Genomic DNA, 24,084 nt, shown 5'->3' on the forward strand with positions numbered 1-24,084 from the left:
CTCTTTCTGTCTTATAAATAGTCGTTAATATGAAAAAAACGGTATTTCGTTTGTTCCGTCCATGCGTAGGAATCACGATAGTCCCAGAAGCGATGACGACTGCTAACTGTACGTGCATTCACAAGCGGCATGCCACCAGCATCAAAGGCTGTGACGATCGTGCTGTGCTGATATTGCCCGTTACCATCCCAGTCATATTGAATGATATCGCCCAGCATCAATTGCTCCGGCCGCTCCATGACTTCCGCACGCAAGCCACTGCTCCGGCTAACGCTCAAATAGCGCTGCAGACTGTCTGATACAGCCCAGCTATAACTCCACCATTCTTGTTTTCCTTGGTAGCCTTTGTACCACCAACCCGTTTCTCTTTTACCAGTATAGTTGATAGGCGCGCCCCCTGCAAAGAGGCATTGGGAGACATAATTCGTACAATCTACCTCAAATGTTTCGAACTCCGGATTCCCGTCTTTCCACCAACGATCAGCATAAGCCACCGCTTCTTCACGGTTGTAGCGAACCTCTCTTGAGCCCGAGATCTCACCAAGAATATTCCGGTTTAGAAGGGGCTGTGATGGCAGCGGAGCAGGCAAAGCTTCCCCCCATTTGGACAACCTGCCTGATAACTCCGCCTCAGCTCTATGAACTGTATTCCTTTCGGGAATGGTTCGTTCTATAGCAGCGATTTCCCAACCCCCTCCGTCCCGCACAAAGGTCAACCGCTCCAGCTCAACCCTATCCTCGCGGTGGTTAACGCCTCCTTTTTCATAATAGAGTGCACTATGCAGCGTAACCTCTGCTACCACCTCAGTCGGAGTCTGCCGGACGGTCCGTAAAGTCTTTACACCTGTTTCCCCACGCAGCGGAGTGATCCCACGAGCGGTATACCATTCAGCGATACGGCGTGAACGTTCCCCTTGCTCCACCAGAAAACGTGGATCTTTAACGGATACGGAAACTGTTTGCGATGAGGACTTAGGTTCCACCCTGGCCTTATTCACTTGATCTACATATACATATAGACTCTGCTTCCACTGTTGTTCCATTATACTCGCACCCCTTCATTCCCTTTTAACTACTGCTCTATGTATATGAAAGGAAACAGGCCGCTATACAGATCGCTTCAATTTACATGGTAGGGCATATGCTTTGCTTATAGCTTACGTTTTAGAGGTAACTCTAAATGGTTTCAGAGATGCGATATTCGGGCTTTATATATAGGAAAAAAAACTTTACTCCCCTCTTTGTAACCGTTATAATTAAATAACATGCAATGTGAAATTGAGTTTCAATAGATGAAACAAGGAGGCGCACATATGCCAAGCAAGGATCATTTCTCGTTGGCCCGCACCCTGGAATCAGGTGGCAAATCTTATCGCTATTATGATCTTAACTCCCTTGAGGAACAAGGATTGGGCTCTATCTCTTCCCTTCCTTTCTCGATCAAAGTATTACTTGAGGCGGCTGTTCGTCAATTTGACGGACGGGCGATTACAGAAGAACATGTGAAACAATTGGCTGATTGGTCAGGCGACATTGATCGCAATAAAGAAATTCCGTTTATCCCTGCTCGTATCGTACTTCAGGACTTTACCGGTGTTCCGGTAGTCGTAGATCTGGCAGCTATGCGTGACACCGTAAAGAAAGCCGGCGGAGATCCTAAACAGATCAACCCGCTCGTTCCCGTTGACCTTGTAATTGACCACTCTGTTATGGTTGATGCTTTCGGTACGGCAGACGCTTTGGAATACAATATGAACGTGGAGTTTGAGCGCAACGAGGAACGCTACCGTTTCCTTCGCTGGGCACAGACCGCTTTCAATAATTTCCGTGCAGTTCCTCCAGCTACCGGTATCGTGCATCAGGTGAATTTGGAGTATTTGGCTTCCGTAGCCACCACTAAAACTATCGATGGTGAAACTGTCGTTTATCCAGATTCCCTTGTTGGAACGGACTCCCACACTACGATGATCAATGGACTTGGTGTTGTGGGCTGGGGTGTAGGCGGTATTGAAGCTGAAGCAGGTATGCTCGGACAACCGCTCTATTTTGTTACACCAGATGTAGTGGGCTTCAAGCTTACAGGTAGTCTTATCGAAGGGGCTACAGCAACAGACTTGGCACTGACAGTGACTGAAATGTTGCGTAAAAAGGGCGTAGTCGGCAAATTCGTCGAATTCTACGGTCCTGGTCTTGCTAACATCAGTCTCGCTGACCGGGCAACGGTTGCTAACATGGCGCCAGAATACGGAGCAACGATCGGTTTCTTCCCTGTAGATGAAGAGACACTTGCTTATCTTCGCAGCACAGGTCGTCCAGATGATCTGGTAGAGCTCGTTGAATCTTATTACAAAGCACAAGGCATGTTCCGCACTTCGAATACGCCAGATCCTGAGTTCAGCGATGTAATTGAACTTGACCTAGCTTCTGTCGTTCCAAGCTTGGCTGGACCAAAACGTCCGCAAGACCGGATCGAACTTACGCATATGAAAGAAAATTTCGAAGGTATTATCCGTACACCTGTAGACAAAGGCGGTTACGGTCTCAGCGATGAGAAAATCGCCCAAGTTGTAGAAATAGAACATAAAAATGGCACCAAAAGCAAGCTGAGCACAGGCGCGGTCGTGATCGCAGCGATTACAAGCTGTACGAATACTTCCAACCCTAGCGTTATGCTTGGTGCAGGTCTTTTGGCGAAAAAAGCTGTGGAACGTGGTCTGACCAAACCAGCATACGTTAAGAGCAGCTTGACTCCAGGATCATTGGTAGTTACTGAATATTTGGAAAAAGCAGACTTGCTGAAGCCACTTGAAGCACTGGGCTTCTACTTGGCGGGATATGGCTGTGCTACTTGTATCGGTAACTCCGGTCCATTGCCTGAAGAGGTTAGCCAAGCCATCACTGATAACGATATGACCGTAGCTGCTGTAATCTCCGGTAACCGTAACTTTGAAGGCCGCGTACATGCTCAGGTCAAAGCCAACTACTTGGCTTCACCGCCGCTCGTAGTTGCTTACGCACTGGCTGGCACTGTAAATATCGATTTGCAGACTGAACCGCTTGGATTTGATCCACAAGGTGAGCCAGTATTCCTGAAGGATATTTGGCCAACTACTGCTGAAATTCGTGAAGCTATCGGTCTCTCCCTTAGTCCGGAGATGTTCCGTCGTAAATACGAGAATGTATTCACTGCTAATGAACGTTGGAATTCTATCCCTGTTCCACAAGGCGAGCTGTATGAGTGGGATGATAATTCCACGTATATTCAGAATCCGCCATTCTTTGAGCATCTGGCAGACGGTCTAGGAGACATCAAGGATATCAAGGATGCACGCGTTCTGGCGTTGCTTGCTGATTCCGTAACCACCGACCATATCTCACCTGCAGGTAATATCTCTACCTCTGGTCCTGCCGGCGAATATTTACGCGATCATGGTGTAGAACGTGCAGACTTCAACTCCTACGGCTCACGCCGCGGAAATCATGAAGTCATGATGCGTGGTACATTCGCTAATATTCGGATTCGTAACGCAGTAGCTCCAGGTACAGAAGGCGGAGTTACAACCTTCCTACCAAGCGATGAAGTCATGTCCATCTATGACGCTTCCATGCTGTATCAGGACGCTGGACAGAATCTCATCGTTATCGCCGGTAAAGAATACGGCACAGGAAGCTCACGTGACTGGGCTGCCAAGGGCACGCTTCTGTTGGGTGTTAAAGCTGTTATCGCTGAGAGCTTTGAGCGGATTCACCGCAGCAATCTGGTTGGTATGGGTGTGCTTCCACTGCAATTCCAGGAAGGCCACGGCTGGAGCAGCTTGGGACTGACCGGACGCGAGACCTTCAACATTACCGGTCTCGATAACGAGGTGACGCCAAGCCAAGATCTAACTGTTACCGCTACCCGTGAAGACGGTACTCAGTTCGATTTCCCTGTCACAGCACGCCTCGACAGTACGGTTGATATTGATTACTATCGCAATGGTGGTATTCTACAAACTGTACTTCGCCAAATGCTGGCGGATGCCACAGATTCTTCGGCTGTATCTGTAGAATAGGTTTATCGCATGACGCACAAGGGAGTGCCCTCTGGCCATTAAGGCTAGAGACACTCCCTTGTCTTATTATATTTGGATATTAAACGGCCAGCCTCCGATCATCCGGAGACTGGCCGTTTTTCTCATGTTGGGCTATGGAATCATCATGCCCATTTCACTTGCTGCTTCCTTCAAGATGGCGGCATACTCCACTAACGTATCCCTAGACAGGCGGCTGACCGGCCCTGACAGTGATAACGCCGCAATCACATTTCCACTACGGCCTGTGACAGGTACCGCCACAGCGGCCGCACCAGACTCACGTTCTTCGAAACTCGTGGCATACCCCAGCCGGATGATCTCATTAAGCTGATCTTTGTATACACTCTTCTCAACGTAATCCGGCCACTCCGAACTCTCCAGTAGCTCTCTCAACACCTCAGGTGGTGCATACGCTGCTAACACCTTACTCGACGCCCCTACAGATAATGGCAGCCTCGCACCGATCTGTGCGACTCTACGGATCGCCTGCTGGCTCTGTACCGCCTGAATACGTACGCGTTCAATACCATCCCTTAAGTAAAGACTTACCGTCTCACCGAGTCGATCTCTCAGCCGTTCCATAGATGGCAGCAATACCGCTGCCGACTCGTCAAAAGCAGGCAGATGCGTAGACAACTCCCAGATTCGTATACCCAACCTATATTTTTCTGTCGCCGGATTGCGAATAAGAAAGCCCTTTTCCTCTAGTGTTGCCAGCAATCTGTGGACTGTACTCTTATGTAAGTCAATCTTTGATGCGATCTCCGTTAACCCTAAATCTCTGTCCTGCGTAAAACAAAGTAATATATCAAGCGCACGTTCTACCGCGCGTACCGTTAGCTTTCGGTCCTCCACAGTAATCCCCCTTCGTGTTTCATCAAATGAAACGCGGTTACATTATAACTAACTCTATCTTAGTGCAAAACTCTACGGAAAGTCCAGTATATTCACTGAGCCGAAAAAGACTGGTCCGCACTTTACAGTTACATTACAAAACGGTCCAATTCATTGACTTTGTAAGTGCTTCAACTTACGATAAACATATTAAATATACTAATGCTTTAGTATCATTTTCGACAAATTATCCTAGGCACTAGTACTCACATCATACTTAGGAGGGGACCTTATGGATCTGACAACCAGCCGAGCCGGCACGTCAGTCTCCCGTCGTCCTAAACTACCTAAACAGGGCAGTTCATCACGACTATCGCTGCGGATGATCCGTGTTAAGCATATTATCGTTGCATTGCTATTATCTATATTTTTCTTTTTAGCATTTTGTTTTGTCTCGCTCCATGGCTACATCGCTTGGGTACTATCCAATCCAACCGTCGCGCCACTGTACTCCAATCCTATGATGGCCAAAGGCCTCGCCTACGAGGATGTATCCTTCCCAGCTAAGGATGGCAGTCGCCTGATGAACGGCTGGTATATTCCAGCCAAGGATGCCACTAAGACTATCGTGTTCAGTCATGGCTATGGTGCCAACCGCGAAGAGTCTTGGGTACCTATGTACGATCTCGCTCACTATGCACACAGTCTGAATTTCAATGTCGTAATGTTTGATTACGGATTTGCTGCCCAAGGTAATAAGGATATTGCAACCGGCGGCAAAAAAGAATCCCAGCAGCTTCTAGGCGCCATTGATTTCGCAAAGGAACGCGGGGCTAAAGAGCTCGTTGTTTGGGGCTTCTCCATGGGTGCTGGCACAGCACTGCAAGCAGGATTAGTATCTGAGGACATCGACGCGATGATTCTGGACAGCACCTTTTTGTTAGAACCAGACACGCTGTATCATAATATCAAGCAGAATATCGATCTGCCGCGCCAACCTTCCCTGGCGATCATGGAAATGCTGTTCCCGGTACTGAACGGTACGGGACTAGATCAGATTCCTTATGCAAAGGTTAAATCCAAAGATTATCCTTTCCCAATCCTTTTCATGCATGGAACCAAAGACGATAAAGCCCCTTATCCTATTGCCGAAGAACTAGCAGCAAATCAGAACAATCCGTTCTCTGATTCCTGGATCATTGAAGGTAGTCATCATGAGCTGTTGTTCCGCGAGCATCCCCGTGAGTATTTGCGGCGGGTCTCCGCTTTTTTAGGGAATGTCCATCTGGCCAAAAATAATAATGGCGATCAGCCGGCGATGGCAAGTAATTAACTAAGCGCTAATAACCATACGAACAGCCTCTTCCAGGGACAGAAAGAAATGTATCCTAGGAAGAGGCTGTTTTCATCCCCTGGAAAGAAAGAAGCCAAAGAGGCACTCTAAGTTTATGTTCTTCATAACCTTCCAAGACCGTTCATATAATGGACTGATAAAGACATATCACGGGAGGTTTTCTTGGCATGCTATATGTATACGGGCCGATGCTGCCAGTACGTATCCTGGAAGAAATCGTATTTTGGAAAACACAAGAGAAAGAGCATACCGAAGTCATCAAAGCGATCGTACCTAAATTAGAGGATCCTTATGTGAAACTCCTCGATGAATGGGCCGTTGTTTTTGGTGCAACTGAGCAGGCGGCACAGCAGCTATTGAATGCTGCCCTTTCCTCTTCTCCTCCGCCACAGGCAGAACTCACTGCGGAAACGGAGAAACTGCTACATATCTCCTGCAATCAATCCCAAGAGTTCGTCCGGCAGCTCTTTGCCATCATGGAGAGTAGCGCAGCGGTCAAAGCCGTCCCCCTTGCAACTACTGTGATTCTGCATATTATTCGCGAATCAGAATACTTCCTAGCCGTACTGCAGACACTCAGCTCGCCCGGAAAGCTATCACAAGTCATGCGCGATTACACAGAGGATTATGTCGTAAACATCGATACAGACGATACCATGCGGAATGATGGATTTTCTACTTTTACTGACACTGTTCCTGATATCCGCGATAAAAACGACGCGGTACCCATTGGCGGCCATACGCTACCTCCCTTGCCTTACGCCTATAATGCACTAGAACCTTATATTGACGAAAAGACGATGAGAATTCATCACGATAAGCACCATCAAAGTTATGTAGATGGATTAAACAAGGCTGAAGTTAAATTAGCAGATTCCCGTAAGAACGGTGACTTCGATCTCGTTAAACATTGGGAGAGAGAATTAGCCTTTAATGGTGCAGGCCACTATCTTCACACGATCTTTTGGAACGTGATGTCTCCGCAAGGTGGGGGCCGCCCAACAGGTGCTTTACTAGAAGCTATAGAACAAAGCTTTGGAAGCTATGAAAGCTTCAAGAAACAGTTCACTGAAGCTGCGAATAAAGTAGAAGGTGGCGGATGGGCCATTCTCGTCTGGAGCCCACGTAGCCATAGACTAGAAATTCTCACTGCGGAAAAACATCAAAATTTATCGCAATGGGACGTTGTTCCGCTCTTGGCCTTGGATGTATGGGAACATGCCTACTATCTGAAACATCAGAATAATCGTGCGGATTATATTAACGATTGGTGGAAGGTCGTCAACTGGCCATATGTGTCAGAGCGTTATGCCGCTGCCAGTAAACTTGCATGGAAGCCTTACTGATCTCTTACCACTTCGTAGAAGACATCACTTCTATTCGCTTATATTGACCCAAAAGGACCCATCGTTCACAAAAAGTGAATGATGGGTCCTTCTAATTTCGAGGCATAGACACCTCTATATACTATTCTTTAATCAAGTTCAGAAACTCCGCACGAGCGGCGACATCCTCCCGGAAGACCCCTCTAGTAGACATGGTTACCGTCTTACTTCCTGGCTTCTTCACTCCACGTGCGCACATACAAAGATGTTCACCTTCCACAACGACCATAACGCCGTGAGGGCTTAGTACCTCCGTCATAATATCCGCAATTTGCGTCGTAATGCGCTCTTGAACCTGCAAACGCCGACTCACTGCTTCAACTAGGCGAGCTAATTTGCTGAGTCCAGCAATCCGTCCGCTCGGAATGTATCCAATATGCACTTTACCGAAGAATGGAGCCATGTGATGCTCACATTGGCTGTAATAGACGATATCCTTCACGATCACTAGCTCTTCATGAGACTCATCAAAAGTAACACCGAGCGCCTCGCGGGGATCTATCGAATAACCGCCGAATATCTCCTCGTACATCCGCGTAACACGTGCTGGTGTTTCAAGCAGTCCCTCGCGGCCGGTATCTTCACCGATTAATTCTAATATTTTCTCAACGTGATACTCGATTTGCTCACGGTTCTCTGATACTTTACCGTTCACGTATTCATTGATGTTCCCCATGATGTCTCCCCCTTCCGCACCCGTATAATTTCTATCCGGACCCGGTTACTTACTTCTACGTTTATTCCCTTTAGCTGCTCCTGGTCGGGCGCCTGTCTGGTTCTGATTCTTCATCATCTGTTGGGCACGTTGCATTTGTTTCCCATTCAGGTTATAACCCATTTGTTTCGCAACCTTTTGCAGCATTTCAGGATCATTCTGCATAGTTGTCATTTGTCTGCGCAGATAATACACACCGATAAAAAATCCACCGATGAGACCTACGACCAATGTAATAATAGGTAATGCGATATTCATCTAAAGCCCACCTCTACACTCTATTGTCTGCATCGCCATATGGCACGCGAATCTATCATAGCATTTCGAGAACTGGACAGCAATTGGGAAAATGCAACCTGTCTATGATCTTTTTCCTTCATTAAACATCGCTGTCCTCTCGTGCCTGCTTCGCAGTAAGGAGCACATCCTGTGCCCGGCTCAGCATTTCTTTTACCGTGTCATGCTCTTCGCGCTCTAAAGCCGATTCAACAGCAGCTAGAGCCTCCTCACCACCGATGCGTCCCAGCGCCCAAGCAGCAGTGCCTCGCATCTCAGGCCGCGACTCTTTCAGAACAATTTCTGTTAGCTTTGGCACCGCTTCTACTTCCTTGAAATTACCGAGAGCGATGATCGCATTTCGTTGCATCGGCTTTTTGCCTCTCCAGGCAGCAGAGCTATTTCCGAATCTCTCTTTGAATTCACGGTTGCTAAGATCCAGGATTGGCATTAACAATGGCTTCACGATCTCAGGATCAGGCAGCATCTGAGGGCGATGATTCCAGTTCTTCCCTCGATTCTTGGGACATACAATCTGGCAGGTGTCACAGCCGTATAGACGGTTGCCAATCTTGGTCATGTATTCATCACTCAGAAATCCTTTGGTCTGCGTCAGAAAAGAAATACAAGCCTGCGCGTTAAGTTGACCCGGACCCACCAGCGCGCCGGTTGGACAAGCATCAATACACTTGGTACATTCCCCACAGCCTTCTTCAACAGGCTCATCCGGAGCAAAAGGAATGTTCGTAACCATCTCCCCTAGATAAATCCAAGATCCCCATTTGGGCGAGATGATGGAACAGTTTTTGCCGCTGAAGCCTATTCCTGCTCTTTCCGCAACCGCTCTATCTACCAGCACACCGGTATCGACCATACTTTCCAGCACAGCCTCCGGCACACGCTCATGAATAAAGTCCTCCAGCTTACTCAAGGCCTCCCTCAGCACATGATGATAATCCCTGCCCCATGATGCTCTGGCGAGAATACCTCTTCGTGCACCTGGCTCAGACTTCGGAGGATTCTCCATTTTGGAAGGATAGGCCACAGCAATTGAAATAATAGATAAGGGCTTGTCCCCAGAGCTCAGAGCGGGGATTGTCCTTTTATCCAGATCCGGTTCCTCGAAACCAGATTCATATCCTTTGTCTCGGTGGTCTTGCAAAATATTTTTCAGATATAAAAAAGGCTCTGCTGTAGTAAACCCGATATCATCAATACCGAGTGACGTCGCAGCCTCCTGAATCTCCGCTTTAAGCTGTGCCCACTTGGAAGGCGGGGGTGCATACGGTGACTGAAATGTATTGTTCATTTCCGCCTTCTCCTTTTCATGTTATCGATAAAATTCTTATAACCCTTTCAGTTTAGACAGCGGCCACCAGATATAATCCGCCCTGCCTACAATCATGTCCTGTGGGATGGAGCCGAAATAACGACTATCTTTGCTTGCTGAAGCATGACGGTTATCTCCCATGACAAAATAGTTTCCGCTCTCCACAGTTAACGCCGCGAAATCCGGGTCTTCAATCTCGGTATCTATATACGGCTCATTCACTATTTTTCCATTCACATATAACTGGTGATCCTTCACTTCTATGATATCTCCAGGTATGCCAATGACTCGTTTTACTAAAAAGTCCTTCCGACTCGGTCCAGTGCTAGGATCATGAAGAATGACGACATCCCCGTGTTTTGGGTTTACAAACATCAATGAAAGCTTATTAATAAAGAGCCTCTCACCTTCCACAAGCGTTGGCTGCATAGACTGACCTTTAACCGTTGATATATTGAACACAAAAATATTAAGAACCGACATTACCGCAAATACAACTACCGCTGTAAGCAACCAATCCTTCAATTCCGCGGCCAAACGACCACCAAAGCCTTTCTTTGATCTGGAGGATCTATGTCTTTGCTTCCGATTACGCATGAACTCTACTTGGGACTCCTGACTCAATATGTCACCTCTTATTCTCAATTATTGATGTCTATACTTGCAGATATTATAACAATAAAAAAGCATATCTCCCAGCCATTAGTAATGGACTTCTGGAAAATACGCTTGAGTATGAGTGAAACAGACTATATCATCAACTATAGTTCTATATTTAGTAAATGTTTCCGCTTACGCAGCTGAGTGATCAAAATTACCCAACAATGCTCAGCTTCCGGACAGATTTAAAAATTTGATTCTCGCTATATCCCATAGCTTCATACAATGGCAATGCAAAAGAATTATGCTCATCGACGGCTACGTAGATACCACTAACCTTACGAGCTTGAAACCTGGATTCCATAGCCGATACCAGACTCCTACCGACTCCTCTGCGGCGATAATCAGGATGTACAGCAATCCGGAAATAACAACCGTGGTTTTTCTCAATCGTACCAATCAGTGCTCCAACAATTTCTTCTTCATCTTCCGCAACTACAATGAGATCTGAATCCCATGAAAGCTGCCTGGAGAAAGGCTCGATAGTGTTCTCGAAACATTCTTCCGATAATGCTGTTTGCAGCAAATCAGTCACAGGGCTAACGTCGCTTAATTGAAAGGAACGAACGTGCATTCTTTAAAATCTCCCTTGTCTATGGCTTATGAATTTAACAAAAAGAAGGGGTTCCCTTAACATTGAGAAAATAAAAAAAAGCATCAAATACCGAGGAATACCTGCTTTTAAATCTATTAAAGCACACTTTTCTCGTGATATCATCATTTTTCTTTTGAAAGCGCTTAATATCAAGCGTTTACATTTTGGTTGAGATTCATTGTTTCATTATAAGGGTAATTATACAGAGTTATGTCTATGGGGTGACGGCTCTTTATTTTAACATTTTAAATACAATTGATGATCCTGTTTACACTCCCAACATACTTTATAAACATTTATGTTTGTTTAGTGTTGCATTATTGATCCAGATACTGTTTAATTAAAGTATCCTATTGGGAGATACCCTATAGTACATATCAACAATAAAGAATTTTGACGATAAACCGCCGAAGTTCTTTATCTATACAAATTCTAATATACTCAGGAGGGATTTTTCCATGGCATTTCAATTACCAGCACTTCCTTATGCAAACAACGCACTCGAACCACACATCGACGCTTTGACGATGGAAATTCACCATGATAGACACCATAACACATATGTGACTAATCTGAACGCAGCTTTGGAAAAGGCACCTGAATTGCAAAGCAAAAGCATCGAAGAACTTCTTACAGATCTGAACGCTGTACCAGAAGCTATCCGCACTGCTGTTCGTAACAATGGTGGCGGACACGCTAACCACACCTTGTTCTGGGAAGTTATCGGACCAAACGGCGGCGGCGCACCAACTGGCGCACTTGCAGCAGCTATTGACAGCGAACTGGGCGGATTCGAAAAATTCAAAGAAGATTTCGCAGCAGCAGCAACCACTCGTTTCGGCAGTGGCTGGGCTTGGCTAGTTGTTAAAGATGGCAAACTGGCAGTAACAAGCACACCTAACCAAGACAACCCAATCAGCGAAGGCGCTACTCCAATCCTCGGACTTGATGTATGGGAGCACGCTTACTACCTGAACTACCAAAACAAACGCCCTGATTACATCAAAGCGTTCTGGAACGTAGTAAACTGGGAAGAAGTTGGCAAACGTTACGAAAGCTCGAAATAAGGAATTAAATTCGGCTTGAGCTTATAGCTTAATAGCCAATTTAAAAAGGTATCCCCTGGCCTAATAGGCTGCGGGATACCTTTTTTTATGTTGCTCTACTGGGCAGAGTCCCCAAATAGCCTTCGTCTTACTATAATTAGGGAAAAACTCCCTAAAATTCAGCGATATTCTCCATAAACACTAGTAATAAGGGAAAACTTCCCTAAAAACCAGCGGTTCTGGAGCATAAATAAGATATTCACCGAATTTTTAGGGAGGTTTTCCCTAAAATGATTAAAAATAGGCGGAAAGGGCATAATTTCAGGGAATAATTCCCTAAAAACAATTTTGATCACTCTTGAGGTCATAAAACAACAGAAGCAATTAGATGTAAGCATAGTACATTCCATACTTTGCTTACATCCCATACTTCTACATCAAACATTCTCTACTTCCCCGCCTTCGCCAGCTCTTCCTGCTCATCGAAATAAAGATTCAGCAGCTTCAAGAAGACATTAGGGAACGCATAATTAGCCATGTCCTCACGGCTGATCCAGCGAACAGCTCCGCCATCCTCTGGACTAGCATTACCGTCCTCAAATCTCTCGACGGGCACGTTGCTGTCCATCTCTGGGAACAGGCCTGCATCCGCGGTGTAGGCTGCCCGTCCTTCTGCCGCTATTGGCAGCGGAAGGGCGTCCTCCTCCCTGCAGCGATACACCTGCAGGGTCCACACAATATGGCTGAAGATATGCTCAGCAGCCATCCAGTGCTCCTCAGGCCGGGCGGAGATCCCGGCCTGCCGCAGTGACCGGCGCAGCCGGTCCAGCGCCGCGGCCTCCGGCAGCCGCGCGCTCTTGGCGCCGCCTTCCGCTGGCGGCGCCTGCCAGTGCGGCAGCTCCCACATGCGGGCTAACAGCCCGCTTTGTGGCCGCTGCCGGATGAGCACTTGGCCCGCGTGGGCACCGCGGCCCTCGATTAAGGCCGCCAGCCGCTCCTCTGGGCGCGGCGGCTTGGCCTTGGTCTTGACGGGCAGCGAAGTCTCGCAGCCCGCCAGGCGCGCAGCACAATGCTCCATCACCGGGCAGGTTAAGCAGCTCGGTGATTTCGGGGTGCATACGAGCGCCCCGAGCTCCATAAGCGCCTGATTAAATGAGGCAGCTTCCCCCTCCGGGATCAGCTCAGCCGCCAGGCGCTCCATTTTCACGCGGGTGGGTCCCTTAGCTATATCATCCTCGATGAGGAAGTATCGGGACAACACCCGCATTACATTACCATCTACCGCTGGCTCTGGCCGATTAAACGCGATACTGAGAATAGCCCCTGCTGTGTAAGGACCCACTCCCTTTAAGCTGAACACCGCCTCACGGTCATTCGGTACCTGTCCCCCATAAAGCTCCTTTACCTGCTTGGCTGCATGCTGTATATTACGTGCGCGGGAATAATACCCTAAGCCTTCCCAACACTTAAGCACGTCTTCTTCAGGGGCGTCAGCGAGTGACTCTACCGTCGGAAAGCGCTCAATAAAACGATTAAAATAAGGGATTACCGTATCTACCCTTGTCTGTTGCAGCATAATTTCAGAAATCCAAATATAATAAGGATTGCGGTGCCTGCGCCAAGGCAAATCCCGCTTCTGCCCTTGATACCACTCCAGCAAATAATAACTGAAATATTGCTTGGCCTCCCGCAGCTCCTGATCTTTTTTATCTTGGTCTTCTCGTCCTTCTTCTCGTTCCTGCAAATCCTGTCGTTCTTGTTGTTTCATTGTAACTCTCCTTGCCCTTCTATAATCACGGTTCAATTCATGAACCTAGCTCCTCCACCACCGCAAAAGCTGAAGCCAAATCACGGCCATGCGTTATCGTAAGATGAATGGTATACTTCTGTCCTTCAGGTAGATCTAGTCTGCTCCAGGCTTCGCATGATAAGGTTACTTCCGGCTTACCTTTACGGTCAGGTAATATCTCAATATCCTGAAAACCAACCACATTACCAATGCCACAACCTAAAGCCTTCACAACGGCTTCCTTGGCAGCAAAACGCCCGGCTACGAACTCAGCCAACCTTCCACCTCGTTGCTCAGCAAGCTGGTACTCTTGCTTCGTTAGGATGCGCTGGTTGAATTTCTTGCCCTGTCCCCTGCGCATTACCTCTGAGATTCGCTCAATTTCTAACACATCATGTCCGATTCCGTAAATCAAAATTTCACGCTCCTTATGGACGTGTATCCTATACTACTTCAATAATGGTATGATCATTATACAGGTCATTCATTTCAATTTTAAATTATAGTCCTATAAGATTCTTTCTGCTATCTTAAAAGAAAATGGTTTGGAAGTCTATCTAGGCGCCTTCGTGATGGACTTGCTGATTTACTTCATTTATATATAGAGAGAGGGGATTACCCTATGCAGCATCGTAATTTCGAAATACCCGCAGGTGAAGACGCTGTTCTCCGCTGCTCACACTTTCCTGCCCAAGAAGCACCTAAGAGCCTTATCGTTATTGCACACGGCTACAAGGGCTTCAAAGATTGGGGGATGTTTCCTTACATAGCCACTACTCTCAGCCAAGATCATGAAGTGATCACCTTCAACTTCTCTCATGCTGGAATCGGAGAGGATCTGCTGCATTTTACCGAGCTTGAGAAATTCGCCCGCAACACCTTTCGTCGCGAGCTGAAGGACATGGAAATACTGTTGTCCTACCTTAGCCAGCACCCGAAATTCGGCAGCTTACCCTTATTCCTTCTAGGACATAGTCTTGGAGGGGGAATTTGTCTGGTCTACACGCTTGACCATCCCAGTGAAGTTAGCGGGGTCATCTCCTGGAACGGGGTTACGAAGCTCGATTTGTTGACGGAAGAACAAAAGCAGGAGATGAAGCAAACAGGACGAACCCATGTCCTTAATGCACGCACGGGCCAACAAATGCCGCTGGATGCTGTTATTTTAGAAGATATGGAGAACCAACAAGAACGTTATAACATCCTTGAACGCATGAAGACAGCGTCCTTCCCAGTTGTTCTTATTCAAGGCAGTCTGGATGGAGTACACCTCCGGCTAGGATCTGAGCAGCTCATTGAGCTCCGACCCGATATTAACTGGGTTCATATTCCTGAGGGTAATCATACCTTTGGTACTGTGCATCCTTTTTCCGGTACTACCCCACAATTGGAGCTTGCGATTGCTTCGACCACTAATTTTATCGATCAAACGCTGGCTAACTAAGATTCTTGTAGCTTATCCATCTCACAAAAAACCGCCACGAGAGCTGCTACAACGCAGACCCGTGGCGGTTTCTACTTCTACCTATTCTAAATTCCAGGAATGACATTGCGCTTATGCGCCGTTCTCCGGTAATAATTCTCGAGTTTCTCGGCTACCTCAGGGTTAACCTGTTTGCCTTCCAAATAATCGCTATTATCGTCATAAGTAATGCCCAGCTCGGTTTCATCCGTCTGCCCCGGCCATAAGCCTGCCGTAGGTGCTTTAGTAACAATATCCGCAGGCACACCAATATGAGCAGCTAATTGACGAACCTGACGTTTGTTAAGTGTGGATAGAGGTGTAATATCTACAGCACCATCCCCCCACTTGGTGTAGAAACCCGTAATGGCTTCTGAAGCATGATCCGTCCCTACTACAATCAGATTGTTCTCAAAAGAGAGCGCATATTGCATAACCATACGTGTTCTCGCTTTAACATTCCCCTTGCCTTGATGGGTCATATGACGATGTTGGCCCAAGGACTTCAGGCTATGCTCAACTTCAAGCGCAATCTCATTTACAGCTTCCTCAATGTTTGTCTCCACGGTATGGGTCAGATTAAAAGCTTTTGCGACATCATAACTGTGCTGGATATCCTCTTGAACACCATATGGCTGGTATACGCCAAGCGTAATATACTCTGTGCCTTCTTGAGCCGACAGCTCGTCCGTAGCCTGCTTACACAGACCCGCAGCTACCGCGCTGTCCACCCCGCCGCTAATGGCGATCAATAATCCTTTGGCACCTGCCTTCAGCACGTACGACTTTAAGAAATCAACCCGTTTGCGTACCTCTGCTTCTACATCAATCGTTGGCTTCACACCAAGATCTGCAATAATTTCTTCCTGTAAACTCACAAACCACACCCCGTTCCATCAGAAATGGTTCCATATCCATCAAAATATCCATACCAAGTGAAGCTCTATGCTTCTAAGTATATTCTATCCCATTATCGCTCTTATATTTTGAAAAATCCCGCAACAGCCGAATTACCGACTAATGCGAGATTATATGGAATAACTTTTTTACTTGCAAAAACGATCAAAAACTTCTTTCAACTCAGCAGCAATTTCAGCAGCCGAACGATTCTCAACACTATGGCGTTCAATAAAATGAACGAGCTCTCCATCCTTCATCAATGCGATGGAAGGGGAAGATGGCGGATAAGGAGCAAAATATTCACGCGCTTTAGCAGTAGCTTCTTTCTCTTGACCTGCAAACACTGTGAACAAGTGATCCGGAGCGATCTCATTTTGCAATGCCTGAGCTACACCAGGACGGCATTGTCCAGCGGCACAACCACAGACCGAATTCACGACTACAAGCGCCGTACCTTTTGCGGTAGGAAGAGTGGCTTCCACCTCTTCTGGAGTCATAAGCTCCTGAAACCCAATGCTTGTAAGGTCATCACGCATAGGCTGAATCGAATCTCTCATATATTGATTAAAAGACATGGACATTTCTCTGCACTCTCCTTCACTGATTACTGTTTTGTCAGATAACATTACAGCAGTACTTACTAACTTTATTATACATTCATACTCTGTGAAAGCAAGAGATGCTACAGTAACCTGATTCAATCCGCAAGCATGGCTTCGCTATATTCTTCCTTTACTAAAGGGAATGAGATGGTAAATACTGTACCCTCTCCTTCTACAGAATCTACAGTTATTTTACCGTTATGCCGTTCCACAATACTGAGACACAAGGATAACCCTAGACCCGTTCCCTCCCTTTTTGTTGTGAAGAACGGGGAAAACAACTTCTCTCGTTGACTGTCCGACATACCGATTCCCCTATCCCTTACAATCAGCTCCACTTGTTCCTGAGTACTATGTGTTTCCAGTGTCAGAATCCCCTTGGATCCCATAGCCTCCATGCCGTTTCGGCCTAAATTAAGGATAAGCTGCTTGATTTCCCGAACGTTTAACTCCAATTCATGGATGGATGCGTTCAGCTTTAGCTCAACACTTTGACCACGAAGATTAGCATCCGCCCACAGCAGCGGACTGACTTCTTCTATAACTCGGTGTAATAGCACTTTCTCCTTATCGGATATCCGGCTTTGCGCCAGCGATAGAAAATCATTAATAATGCTATTCGCCCGATCCAGCTCCTCTAATACGATCTGATAATAAGAATCCAAATCATCCGAGCTCTTTTCTCTCATTAGCTGTAAAAATCCGCGAACTACCGCCATAGGATTACGAATCTCATGGGTAATTCCGGCAGCCATCTGCCCTACTAAGCTCAAACGTTCCACATGATCCAGCTCTGAGCGGAGTTTCACTTCATCCGTAATATCCTGTGCAATGAGTACCACTCCACTCGTTAATCCTGAGTTCTTATGCATTAGTGGTGCTGAATAAATTTGATAGATCCGCGTTCCATGAATCATTCGCTCATGGGAACGCCGTTTATGCTGAATGTTATCCCGTACCCTCATATATGCATCAACATCCGCTGAACCATTAAAAAATTCCCTAACCGGCTTGCCAATAATATCTTCCCTTCTCAAATTGGGATAATGAATTCGTGTCATTCCCAACATACAATCATTGAGATCGGTCACAACTCCGTGATCATCCAGGGACATAATACTCAGAGGTACTACATTTGTAATCTGCTGCAGCTTCTCAGACTCCAACTGGAAATTATCACTTATACTTTCCATATGTACTTTAGCCCGCCAACTACTCCAGACCATTTCAACAAAATAAACAAAAATACCACCTAGTGCGATGCTGAAAAATAGATACAAAGTAATCAAAAGTGACTCGCCAGAATGAGCCTCATATATATTTTTTCCACCTATAATAGGCACAAGTGCAATGAACAACATATTCGGACAAAGAACCATCCATAACATACCTATCTTCTCTACCACTGTGCCTTTCTTAAAAGGCTTAGCTAGCCCAAACAGCAACGGATATAATAATATTCCTGAATTTAATATCATATTACTTATTCCTGCTGGCTCTGCAATGAATATATTACAGACAAGCAAAAAGATGGACAGCAGAATGCCTGAACGTACAGTTCCATATAAAATACCGATATAAGCAGGAATCATTCCTAAATTCAAATAAGCAATACCGAATAAAGTCGTCGAAAGAATAGAGCATAGCATAAGACTTAACGCACACGCCAAAACCAAAAAAGTTTGATTATCCGGGAAACTACCTTTTTTTCGAGCCACAAGCCCTCGGTCCACCCACCACTGAATCAGAAAAAGAAAGGAGCATGCTGCCGATATTTGCAATAATATATCCTTAATTGCGCCAATAATTACAATCACACCCCAAAATGGACAAATTCCCCTACATGACTAGATTAAAGCACAGGATTACTCTCCTGACAACGATTATAACCAAGTGAGCGGACAAGACTGGTTACATGACAGTCAGAATGGTATGATTCCGTTAGGAAAACACGAAGTAACACCCGTGTCTTAACATGTAAAGGAGTAAAATTTCATGAGCAACTTCGATGTGATCGTCATAGGTGGCGGCCCTTCGGGATTAATGGCAAGCGTGGCCGCAGCAGAACACGGGGCATCCGTACTACTGATCGACAAGGGAGCTAAGCTAGGACGAAAGCTCGGGATATCTGGTGGCGGACGCTGCAATGTAACGAACGTCAAGGAGAGAGATGAGTTAATCTCCCATATCCCGGGAAACGGGCGGTTTTTGTATAGCGCCTTCGACCATTTTAATAATCAAGATATCATTGCCTTTTTTGAAGGCTTAGGCATTGCATTAAAGGAAGAAGACAACGGACGGATGTTTCCCGTCTCCGATAAGGCCTCCAGCGTCGTCTCCGCCTTAATTAACAAAGTACGGGGTCTAGGTGTGCAGATTATGACGGATAGTCCTGTTTCACATGTAATATATGAAGAAGGGGCCGTTAAGGGCGTTCAGCTGGGCTCGGGCAAAACGATTTCCAGTGCTGCCGTAATCATCGCCACCGGAGGAAAGTCCGTTCCTCAGACCGGCTCTACTGGAGATGGGTACCCATGGGCTGAAGCCGCAGGCCACACCATTACTGAGCTATTTCCGACAGAGGTACCGATTATTTCACGGGAAGAGTGGATTAAATCCGGTGAGCTGCAAGGATTGTCGCTACGCGATGTGACACTTACTGTATGGAATCCAAAAGGAAAGAAGGTCATTTCTCATCGCGGAGATATGATCTTCACCCATTTTGGATTATCCGGGCCAATTGCGCTGCGCTGCAGCCAATTTCTGAGACAGGTCCAGCGTAAATCAGGGAATGACACGGTTGAGATGTCCATCGATCTCTTCCCTGATCTGAACTTGCAAGAAGTGGAATCATCGCTGCAGGACAAGCTGGACCAGGAGCCGAAGAAAGCGATCCGCAATTCACTAAAGGGGCTGCTGCCAGAACGTCTCATTCCCCTCTTGTTAGCTAAAGCTGACCTGGATGGAGATATTACGGGTCATCATGTATCCAAGAATGGATTGCATGCGCTAGCAGGTATCTTGAAAAGGATGCCCGTTAATGTTCATGGTACCCGCTCCCTGTCCGAAGCCTTTGTTACGGGTGGCGGCGTAAATCTGAAAGAGATCGATCCCAAAAGAATGGAATCTAAGCTTATGCAAGGGTTATTCTTCTGTGGAGAGGTACTCGATATCCATGGCTACACTGGTGGCTACAATATAACAGCAGCGTTCTCTACTGGATATACAGCAGGCAAACATGCCGCTGACCTTCGCCTTAGTTAATGCGTTGCAACTAAAAACAGCGTGACTTGAGAGGTTTCTCAAGTCACGCTGTTTTTTATCTATCTATCAATCTTTGCCCAGTCGGAACGTACCAAATATTCTGCTGATAAAGAGTCCAACCATGTATCCAACCGGTACGAACAAGATGATCCCCCACCATCCATATAAAGAGAGACAGATTAGTGCGGAGGTAATCATTGTAAAGGGAAGTAATAAAATAGGGACCGCATGCATACCCGCTTCAGCCTTTTGTTCTTTCGTAAATGGAAGTATCCCAATGTAATCATCTCCAACAAACAAAGACCAGAACGAAAACAGCCAAAAAGTCATAAGCGATGTTAATACTACAAATCCTAGCCATTTAAATCCCGATGGAATGATAAGGATCGCTACCGCGGACACGGCAGTGAAAGCCAAGTAAAGCTTTAAATGGGCCGGATTCCGTATGAGTGCCTTAATCGCTGCCGCAGAGAAACGGCTCTCGGCAGTCTTTGATTTAAGCAAAGGCTGCGACTTCCGGAAAATCCATGGCTTATGGCGAGTCGGGCGAGGTTTATCCAGAACATGGCGGAGCAGTATGGCCGCTATCTTCATTCGCTGCTTGTAGTCCTCGCGCACATCGTTCATAAATGTCCCACGCATCAATAGGCGCCACCGGAAAGCAAATATTGCAACGACTGTAAATACAACCGCACTCAGCAATATGATGAGCGGGCGATCATTCCAAAGGCTAGCTACTCTGAAATAAATAGCGTTCGGGACGGAGATCGCCAGAAATAGCCATAACCAGCGACGCCAACCTTGCTTCTGTACTTTTACAAGATGTCCAAGTAACTTAACACACCAACTGCACGCCAAGGTCAGAGCGAACAGCGCCCATACCTCCGATGACGTCATCTCAAATCCCCGAATCAGAAAAGGCAGTAACAGTGCAAAAGCTACACAGAACTTCAGCGAGGTTACAATCAGGCTGTAGAGCAACCCGCGAAATAGGATCGTATTCATCCATCGTTGCCGTTGTCTAAGAAATAATAGATCGCCTTCCTGCAATAATAGCACCAAGCCCCCGTTGCAGATCAAGAGCACTAATAATGAAGGAATGAGCATAAACGGCAAATTCACACTCCAAGCCGGTAGCGCCTCATTCCAGAACCCGTAATACAAACGCCCTCCCAATAATCCCCCGGGAATAAGAATATATAATAGAACGGTCCAATCAGCCGCCGTACGGATAATAGCGGATTGCTCACGCCAATGAGAGAATAGCCGCCGTCTGAATAGTTGTTTAGCGTTAGAAAAAGCAAACGCCCGCTGTCCCTGCTTACTCATGTTAGTTCGTCGAAGCAATCAAACAACGACGCCTCCGGCAGTCCAGCATAATCACGTATATCTTCGAGTGTTCCTGAGGCGGCAACCTTTCCCCCGGAGATCAATACGAAATCATCGCATATCTTCTCTGCTGTATCCAGTACATGCGTAGACATTAATACACCAGCTCCGCGCTTCCGCTCCGCTTCTAGCAGCCGCAGGAAATCTTTAGTGGCGCGCGGATCTAAACCAATAAATGGCTCGTCCACAATATAAACATCCGGCTGTACCAAGAAGCCAAGCATTAGCATCATTTTTTGTTTCATGCCCTTAGAGAATCCAGCTGGAAGATCATTGCGCACATGGCCCATACCAAACTGCTTCAACAGTCTTTCTGCAGTTTCTTCGAACTGTTCGTACTTCAGTCCATAGGCAGCGGCCGCTAAATCCAAGTGCTCCCACAATGTCAAATCCTCATAAAACACAGGTTGCTCCGGTACATAAGCGTAAGATTTATTAACTCCACTAAAAGACACCTTAGCCTTGGTATTCTTCAACAAACCAAGCAGGGTCTTAATGGTTGTACTTTTCCCAGCACCATTAGGTCCGATCAGTCCGAGCAGTTGACCTCGCTTCACTTGAAAAGAAATATCGAATATGCAAGGATCTCCCGCTTCATAGCCAGCTTCATCGATCTCAACATCGAGCACAATGTCGTCATAGCTCTCGGTATCCACTGTAGTTTCTTCTTTTTCCATACTCTCCATCTCCTAGTACTTCTAATAAATACTATTATAAATTGCATTCCCTATTGCGTATATGAATGATATTCAAATGATCAACAGAGGCAATCGCAACTTATCTAATCGTACTATATATTTTTCCTGAAAATAATCAAGCTGCTTTTTTCACAATAATAACTTAAGCCCTGCGCAATAGCGAATAAAAGAAACCTCCCATCAAAGGGAGGTCTGTCCTACAAGGTCCATGTTATTCGTAGCAGCTATTCCTTCCTGCTTCTTGATCGCCGCTTCATCCCTGCGCTCGATTTTACCACGCAGCATTAACAGCCCTAGTCCTAGCAATCCTGTAAGCAAACCAGATAGAATAAAGGCAGATACCGGCCCCGATGCTGTCACTAAGGCTCCACCGGCTACAGGTCCTAGAATAACAGCTGCGCTTGTCAGGCTGCCTATGGTTCCAAATACACGACCGGTGTATTCCGCAGGTGTCCGCTGCTGGAGCATTGAATTGAAGGGGATAAACGCTAGTCCTGCACCCACACCAGCAAACATGAAGGACCCAAACAAAGCAATGTTCATCCAGATTCCGGCTTGACCATGAGCAGTTACGATCCCTGCACTTGAGAAGACAATGCCCATGATTATAGCCCCTAATCCCATAAAAATAAGCGGATGCTTACCACTGCCTAATCGGCTTACAAGCAGCGCAGATAGCAAGGTTCCAAAGCCACTGGCTGCTACACACCACCCCAGCAGATCTCCGTTCACACCTGGAATCTCCCGGAATAACGTTACAATCTGAGAGTCTCCGATCTGTAGCATTAGCAGCACCAGTACCAGCATAACAATGCCACACAGTACTACAGGCATTCCTGCAATCACATGCAGACCTGCCGACATTTCTTGGCGGAAGGAGTTACGCACCTCCGTATCCCCCCTGCTTGTTTCCGTATCTTTCTTCTTAATCGCAGCTGTACGCGGTAATCCAAGCAAAATAATCGCCGATAAAACGAACGTAGCAGAATCGATCATATAACAAACAGATATGCCGAAGGCTGCAACTAGCAATCCACCAAGAGCTGGACCCACAATTTTAGTTATCTGCTCTATAGATGAGCTAAGCGCCATTGCTTTATCCATCTGAGCCACAGGAACAAGTTCCTTAATCTTTCCGCTTTTGGCCGGAGAGAACAACACATCCATACATCCCTTAGCCAGCAGGAGCACATAAACCTGCCACAGCGAGCCTGCAAATACCAAGCAAATAACAACCGCTGCACGGGCTATATCCGAACCAATCATTAGTGCCTTGCGGTTAAATCGATCACTTAAGTAACCTGCAAACGGTCCTCCTAAGAGCAAAGGCACTGCCATACATAAAGATATAGCCGTAATTTCCCACGGTGTGGCATTCCATTTAAACCCTACCATTGTCAGTAGCGCTAGTATATGCAACCAGTCTCCTACATTCGATACAAGCTGTGCCGCAATAAGCAGCATGAATGGTTTATTTGCGGTTAGCTTACTTTCTTTTAAATCATCAATATGATGTTCTTCCATCCTTCCTTCACTCCCCGTTACTATTTCTCAATGAAATAATAGTAAAATATTGGGGATTGTCATTCATCCGTCTGGAGGCGTAAATAACACTGAACCGGGGGATGAAATTGATATCCTTTCAGAGACTGAAGTAAAAAAACATTCAATTTCAGCATCTTCAAAAAATTGTTTGATTTTTAATAATT

20 protein-coding genes and 1 pseudogene are annotated in these 24,084 nt (G+C 46.4%); 6 read left to right on the plus strand and 15 right to left on the minus strand.

The features are described from left to right. Positions 1–11: 11 nt before the first annotated feature. Positions 12–1,043, minus strand: coding sequence for an amidase domain-containing protein (locus tag MKX60_RS00910; protein WP_445667148.1), 1,032 nt, complete (start codon positions 1,041–1,043; stop codon positions 12–14). Between the two features lie 270 nt (positions 1,044–1,313). Between MKX60_RS00910 and acnA the strand changes: the two genes are divergently transcribed. Next, complete coding sequence (gene acnA, locus MKX60_RS00915; protein ID WP_076285875.1) at positions 1,314–4,055, plus strand: aconitate hydratase AcnA; 2,742 nt, start codon at positions 1,314–1,316, stop codon at positions 4,053–4,055. Positions 4,056–4,187: 132 nt separating this feature from the next. Here the strand turns inward: acnA and MKX60_RS00920 are convergent, their stop codons facing one another. After that, positions 4,188–4,931 carry an IclR family transcriptional regulator gene (locus tag MKX60_RS00920; RefSeq protein ID WP_042184662.1) on the minus strand — a complete coding sequence of 248 codons (744 nt, stop codon included), beginning with the start codon at positions 4,929–4,931 and terminating at the stop codon, positions 4,188–4,190. 271 nt (positions 4,932–5,202) lie between these two features. Here MKX60_RS00920 and MKX60_RS00925 point away from each other — a divergent pair, with 271 nt between their 5' ends. Beyond that, on the plus strand, positions 5,203–6,243 hold the full coding sequence (locus MKX60_RS00925) for an alpha/beta hydrolase (RefSeq protein ID WP_341058883.1): 1,041 nt from the start codon (positions 5,203–5,205) through the stop codon (positions 6,241–6,243). A gap of 188 nt (positions 6,244–6,431) precedes the next feature. Continuing rightward, the gene (locus MKX60_RS00930; RefSeq protein WP_341058884.1) at positions 6,432–7,610 is read left to right on the plus strand and encodes a Fe-Mn family superoxide dismutase; all 1,179 of its coding nucleotides are present in this window, start codon (positions 6,432–6,434) and stop codon (positions 7,608–7,610) included. Positions 7,611–7,731: 121 nt separating this feature from the next. Here MKX60_RS00930 and folE read toward each other — a convergent pair whose 3' ends face one another. The 5 genes and pseudogenes from folE to MKX60_RS00955 form a co-directional block, all read right to left on the minus strand. Beyond that, positions 7,732–8,325 carry a GTP cyclohydrolase I FolE gene (gene folE, locus MKX60_RS00935; protein ID WP_341058885.1) on the minus strand — a complete coding sequence of 198 codons (594 nt, stop codon included), beginning with the start codon at positions 8,323–8,325 and terminating at the stop codon, positions 7,732–7,734. A 45-nt stretch (positions 8,326–8,370) separates the two neighbouring features. Beyond that, complete coding sequence (locus MKX60_RS00940) at positions 8,371–8,622, minus strand: YneF family protein (RefSeq protein WP_042123938.1); 252 nt, start codon at positions 8,620–8,622, stop codon at positions 8,371–8,373. A 130-nt stretch (positions 8,623–8,752) separates the two neighbouring features. Then, positions 8,753–9,949, minus strand: a pseudogene (queG, locus tag MKX60_RS00945) (tRNA epoxyqueuosine(34) reductase QueG); the annotation flags it as partial. Positions 9,950–9,985: 36 nt separating this feature from the next. Then, positions 9,986–10,594, minus strand: coding sequence for a signal peptidase I (gene lepB / locus MKX60_RS00950; RefSeq protein WP_076285881.1), 609 nt, complete (start codon positions 10,592–10,594; stop codon positions 9,986–9,988). A gap of 190 nt (positions 10,595–10,784) precedes the next feature. Then, positions 10,785–11,204 (minus strand): GNAT family N-acetyltransferase, encoded by a 420-nt coding sequence (locus MKX60_RS00955; protein ID WP_036676822.1) that lies wholly within the window; start codon positions 11,202–11,204, stop codon positions 10,785–10,787. 479 nt (positions 11,205–11,683) lie between these two features. Between MKX60_RS00955 and MKX60_RS00960 the strand changes: the two genes are divergently transcribed. Then, positions 11,684–12,292 (plus strand): superoxide dismutase, encoded by a 609-nt coding sequence (locus MKX60_RS00960; protein ID WP_076285882.1) that lies wholly within the window; start codon positions 11,684–11,686, stop codon positions 12,290–12,292. 427 nt (positions 12,293–12,719) lie between these two features. Here the strand turns inward: MKX60_RS00960 and mutY are convergent, their stop codons facing one another. Further along, positions 12,720–14,039 (minus strand): A/G-specific adenine glycosylase, encoded by a 1,320-nt coding sequence (gene mutY / locus MKX60_RS00965; RefSeq protein WP_341058887.1) that lies wholly within the window; start codon positions 14,037–14,039, stop codon positions 12,720–12,722. A 37-nt stretch (positions 14,040–14,076) separates the two neighbouring features. After that, entirely contained in the window at positions 14,077–14,475 is a 399-nt protein-coding gene (gene acpS, locus MKX60_RS00970) for a holo-ACP synthase (RefSeq protein ID WP_341058889.1), read from the minus strand. Positions 14,476–14,682: 207 nt separating this feature from the next. Between acpS and MKX60_RS00975 the strand changes: the two genes are divergently transcribed. Continuing rightward, positions 14,683–15,504, plus strand: coding sequence for an alpha/beta hydrolase (locus tag MKX60_RS00975; RefSeq protein WP_341058891.1), 822 nt, complete (start codon positions 14,683–14,685; stop codon positions 15,502–15,504). A gap of 86 nt (positions 15,505–15,590) precedes the next feature. Here the strand turns inward: MKX60_RS00975 and nadE are convergent, their stop codons facing one another. The 3 genes from nadE to MKX60_RS00990 all read right to left on the minus strand — a co-directional run bounded on the left by nadE (position 15,591) and on the right by MKX60_RS00990 (position 18,742). After that, positions 15,591–16,400 carry an ammonia-dependent NAD(+) synthetase gene (nadE, locus tag MKX60_RS00980; RefSeq protein WP_042184646.1) on the minus strand — a complete coding sequence of 270 codons (810 nt, stop codon included), beginning with the start codon at positions 16,398–16,400 and terminating at the stop codon, positions 15,591–15,593. A 168-nt stretch (positions 16,401–16,568) separates the two neighbouring features. After that, positions 16,569–17,003, minus strand: a complete 435-nt coding sequence (locus MKX60_RS00985) for a BrxA/BrxB family bacilliredoxin (protein ID WP_042184644.1) — start codon at positions 17,001–17,003, stop codon at positions 16,569–16,571. Positions 17,004–17,119: 116 nt separating this feature from the next. Further along, the gene (locus MKX60_RS00990) at positions 17,120–18,742 is read right to left on the minus strand and encodes a two-component system sensor histidine kinase NtrB (protein ID WP_143764114.1); all 1,623 of its coding nucleotides are present in this window, start codon (positions 18,740–18,742) and stop codon (positions 17,120–17,122) included. A 277-nt stretch (positions 18,743–19,019) separates the two neighbouring features. On the opposite strand from MKX60_RS00990, the gene MKX60_RS00995 reads away from it, so the two are divergent. Then, positions 19,020–20,288, plus strand: coding sequence for a BaiN/RdsA family NAD(P)/FAD-dependent oxidoreductase (locus MKX60_RS00995; protein ID WP_076285885.1), 1,269 nt, complete (start codon positions 19,020–19,022; stop codon positions 20,286–20,288). Between the two features lie 66 nt (positions 20,289–20,354). On the opposite strand, the gene MKX60_RS01000 is transcribed toward MKX60_RS00995, so the two are convergent. The 3 genes from MKX60_RS01000 to MKX60_RS01010 form a co-directional block, all read right to left on the minus strand. After that, on the minus strand, positions 20,355–21,617 hold the full coding sequence (locus MKX60_RS01000; protein WP_042184640.1) for an ABC transporter permease: 1,263 nt from the start codon (positions 21,615–21,617) through the stop codon (positions 20,355–20,357). Beyond that, positions 21,614–22,354, minus strand: coding sequence for an ABC transporter ATP-binding protein (locus tag MKX60_RS01005; RefSeq protein WP_042184638.1), 741 nt, complete (start codon positions 22,352–22,354; stop codon positions 21,614–21,616). The genes MKX60_RS01000 and MKX60_RS01005 overlap by 4 nt, the downstream gene beginning before the upstream one ends. A gap of 201 nt (positions 22,355–22,555) precedes the next feature. Further along, positions 22,556–23,899 carry an MFS transporter gene (locus tag MKX60_RS01010; RefSeq protein WP_076285886.1) on the minus strand — a complete coding sequence of 448 codons (1,344 nt, stop codon included), beginning with the start codon at positions 23,897–23,899 and terminating at the stop codon, positions 22,556–22,558. Positions 23,900–24,084 lie beyond the last annotated feature (185 nt).

Source organism: Paenibacillus sp. FSL R5-0914, assembly GCF_038004525.1.
In the GTDB taxonomy this organism is placed as follows: Bacteria; Bacillota; Bacilli; order Paenibacillales; family Paenibacillaceae; genus Paenibacillus_AQ.

What these genes read in the sequence shown, in the direction of transcription:
- MKX60_RS00910 (WP_445667148.1), bottom strand. Translation starts at nt 1,043, where the DNA reads ATGGAACAACAGTGGAAGCAGAGTCTATATGTATATGTAGATCAAGTG.
- acnA (WP_076285875.1), top strand. Translation starts at nt 1,314, where the DNA reads ATGCCAAGCAAGGATCATTTCTCGTTGGCCCGCACCCTGGAATCAGGT.
- MKX60_RS00925 (WP_341058883.1), top strand. Translation starts at nt 5,203, where the DNA reads ATGGATCTGACAACCAGCCGAGCCGGCACGTCAGTCTCCCGTCGTCCT.
- MKX60_RS00930 (WP_341058884.1), top strand. Translation starts at nt 6,432, where the DNA reads ATGCTATATGTATACGGGCCGATGCTGCCAGTACGTATCCTGGAAGAA.
- folE (WP_341058885.1), bottom strand. Translation starts at nt 8,325, where the DNA reads ATGGGGAACATCAATGAATACGTGAACGGTAAAGTATCAGAGAACCGT.
- MKX60_RS00940 (WP_042123938.1), bottom strand. Translation starts at nt 8,622, where the DNA reads ATGAATATCGCATTACCTATTATTACATTGGTCGTAGGTCTCATCGGT.
- MKX60_RS00955 (WP_036676822.1), bottom strand. Translation starts at nt 11,204, where the DNA reads ATGCACGTTCGTTCCTTTCAATTAAGCGACGTTAGCCCTGTGACTGAT.
- MKX60_RS00960 (WP_076285882.1), top strand. Translation starts at nt 11,684, where the DNA reads ATGGCATTTCAATTACCAGCACTTCCTTATGCAAACAACGCACTCGAA.
- mutY (WP_341058887.1), bottom strand. Translation starts at nt 14,039, where the DNA reads ATGAAACAACAAGAACGACAGGATTTGCAGGAACGAGAAGAAGGACGA.
- MKX60_RS00975 (WP_341058891.1), top strand. Translation starts at nt 14,683, where the DNA reads ATGCAGCATCGTAATTTCGAAATACCCGCAGGTGAAGACGCTGTTCTC.
- MKX60_RS00985 (WP_042184644.1), bottom strand. Translation starts at nt 17,003, where the DNA reads ATGTCCATGTCTTTTAATCAATATATGAGAGATTCGATTCAGCCTATG.
- MKX60_RS00995 (WP_076285885.1), top strand. Translation starts at nt 19,020, where the DNA reads ATGAGCAACTTCGATGTGATCGTCATAGGTGGCGGCCCTTCGGGATTA.
- MKX60_RS01000 (WP_042184640.1), bottom strand. Translation starts at nt 21,617, where the DNA reads ATGAGTAAGCAGGGACAGCGGGCGTTTGCTTTTTCTAACGCTAAACAA.
- MKX60_RS01005 (WP_042184638.1), bottom strand. Translation starts at nt 22,354, where the DNA reads ATGGAAAAAGAAGAAACTACAGTGGATACCGAGAGCTATGACGACATT.
- MKX60_RS01010 (WP_076285886.1), bottom strand. Translation starts at nt 23,899, where the DNA reads ATGGAAGAACATCATATTGATGATTTAAAAGAAAGTAAGCTAACCGCA.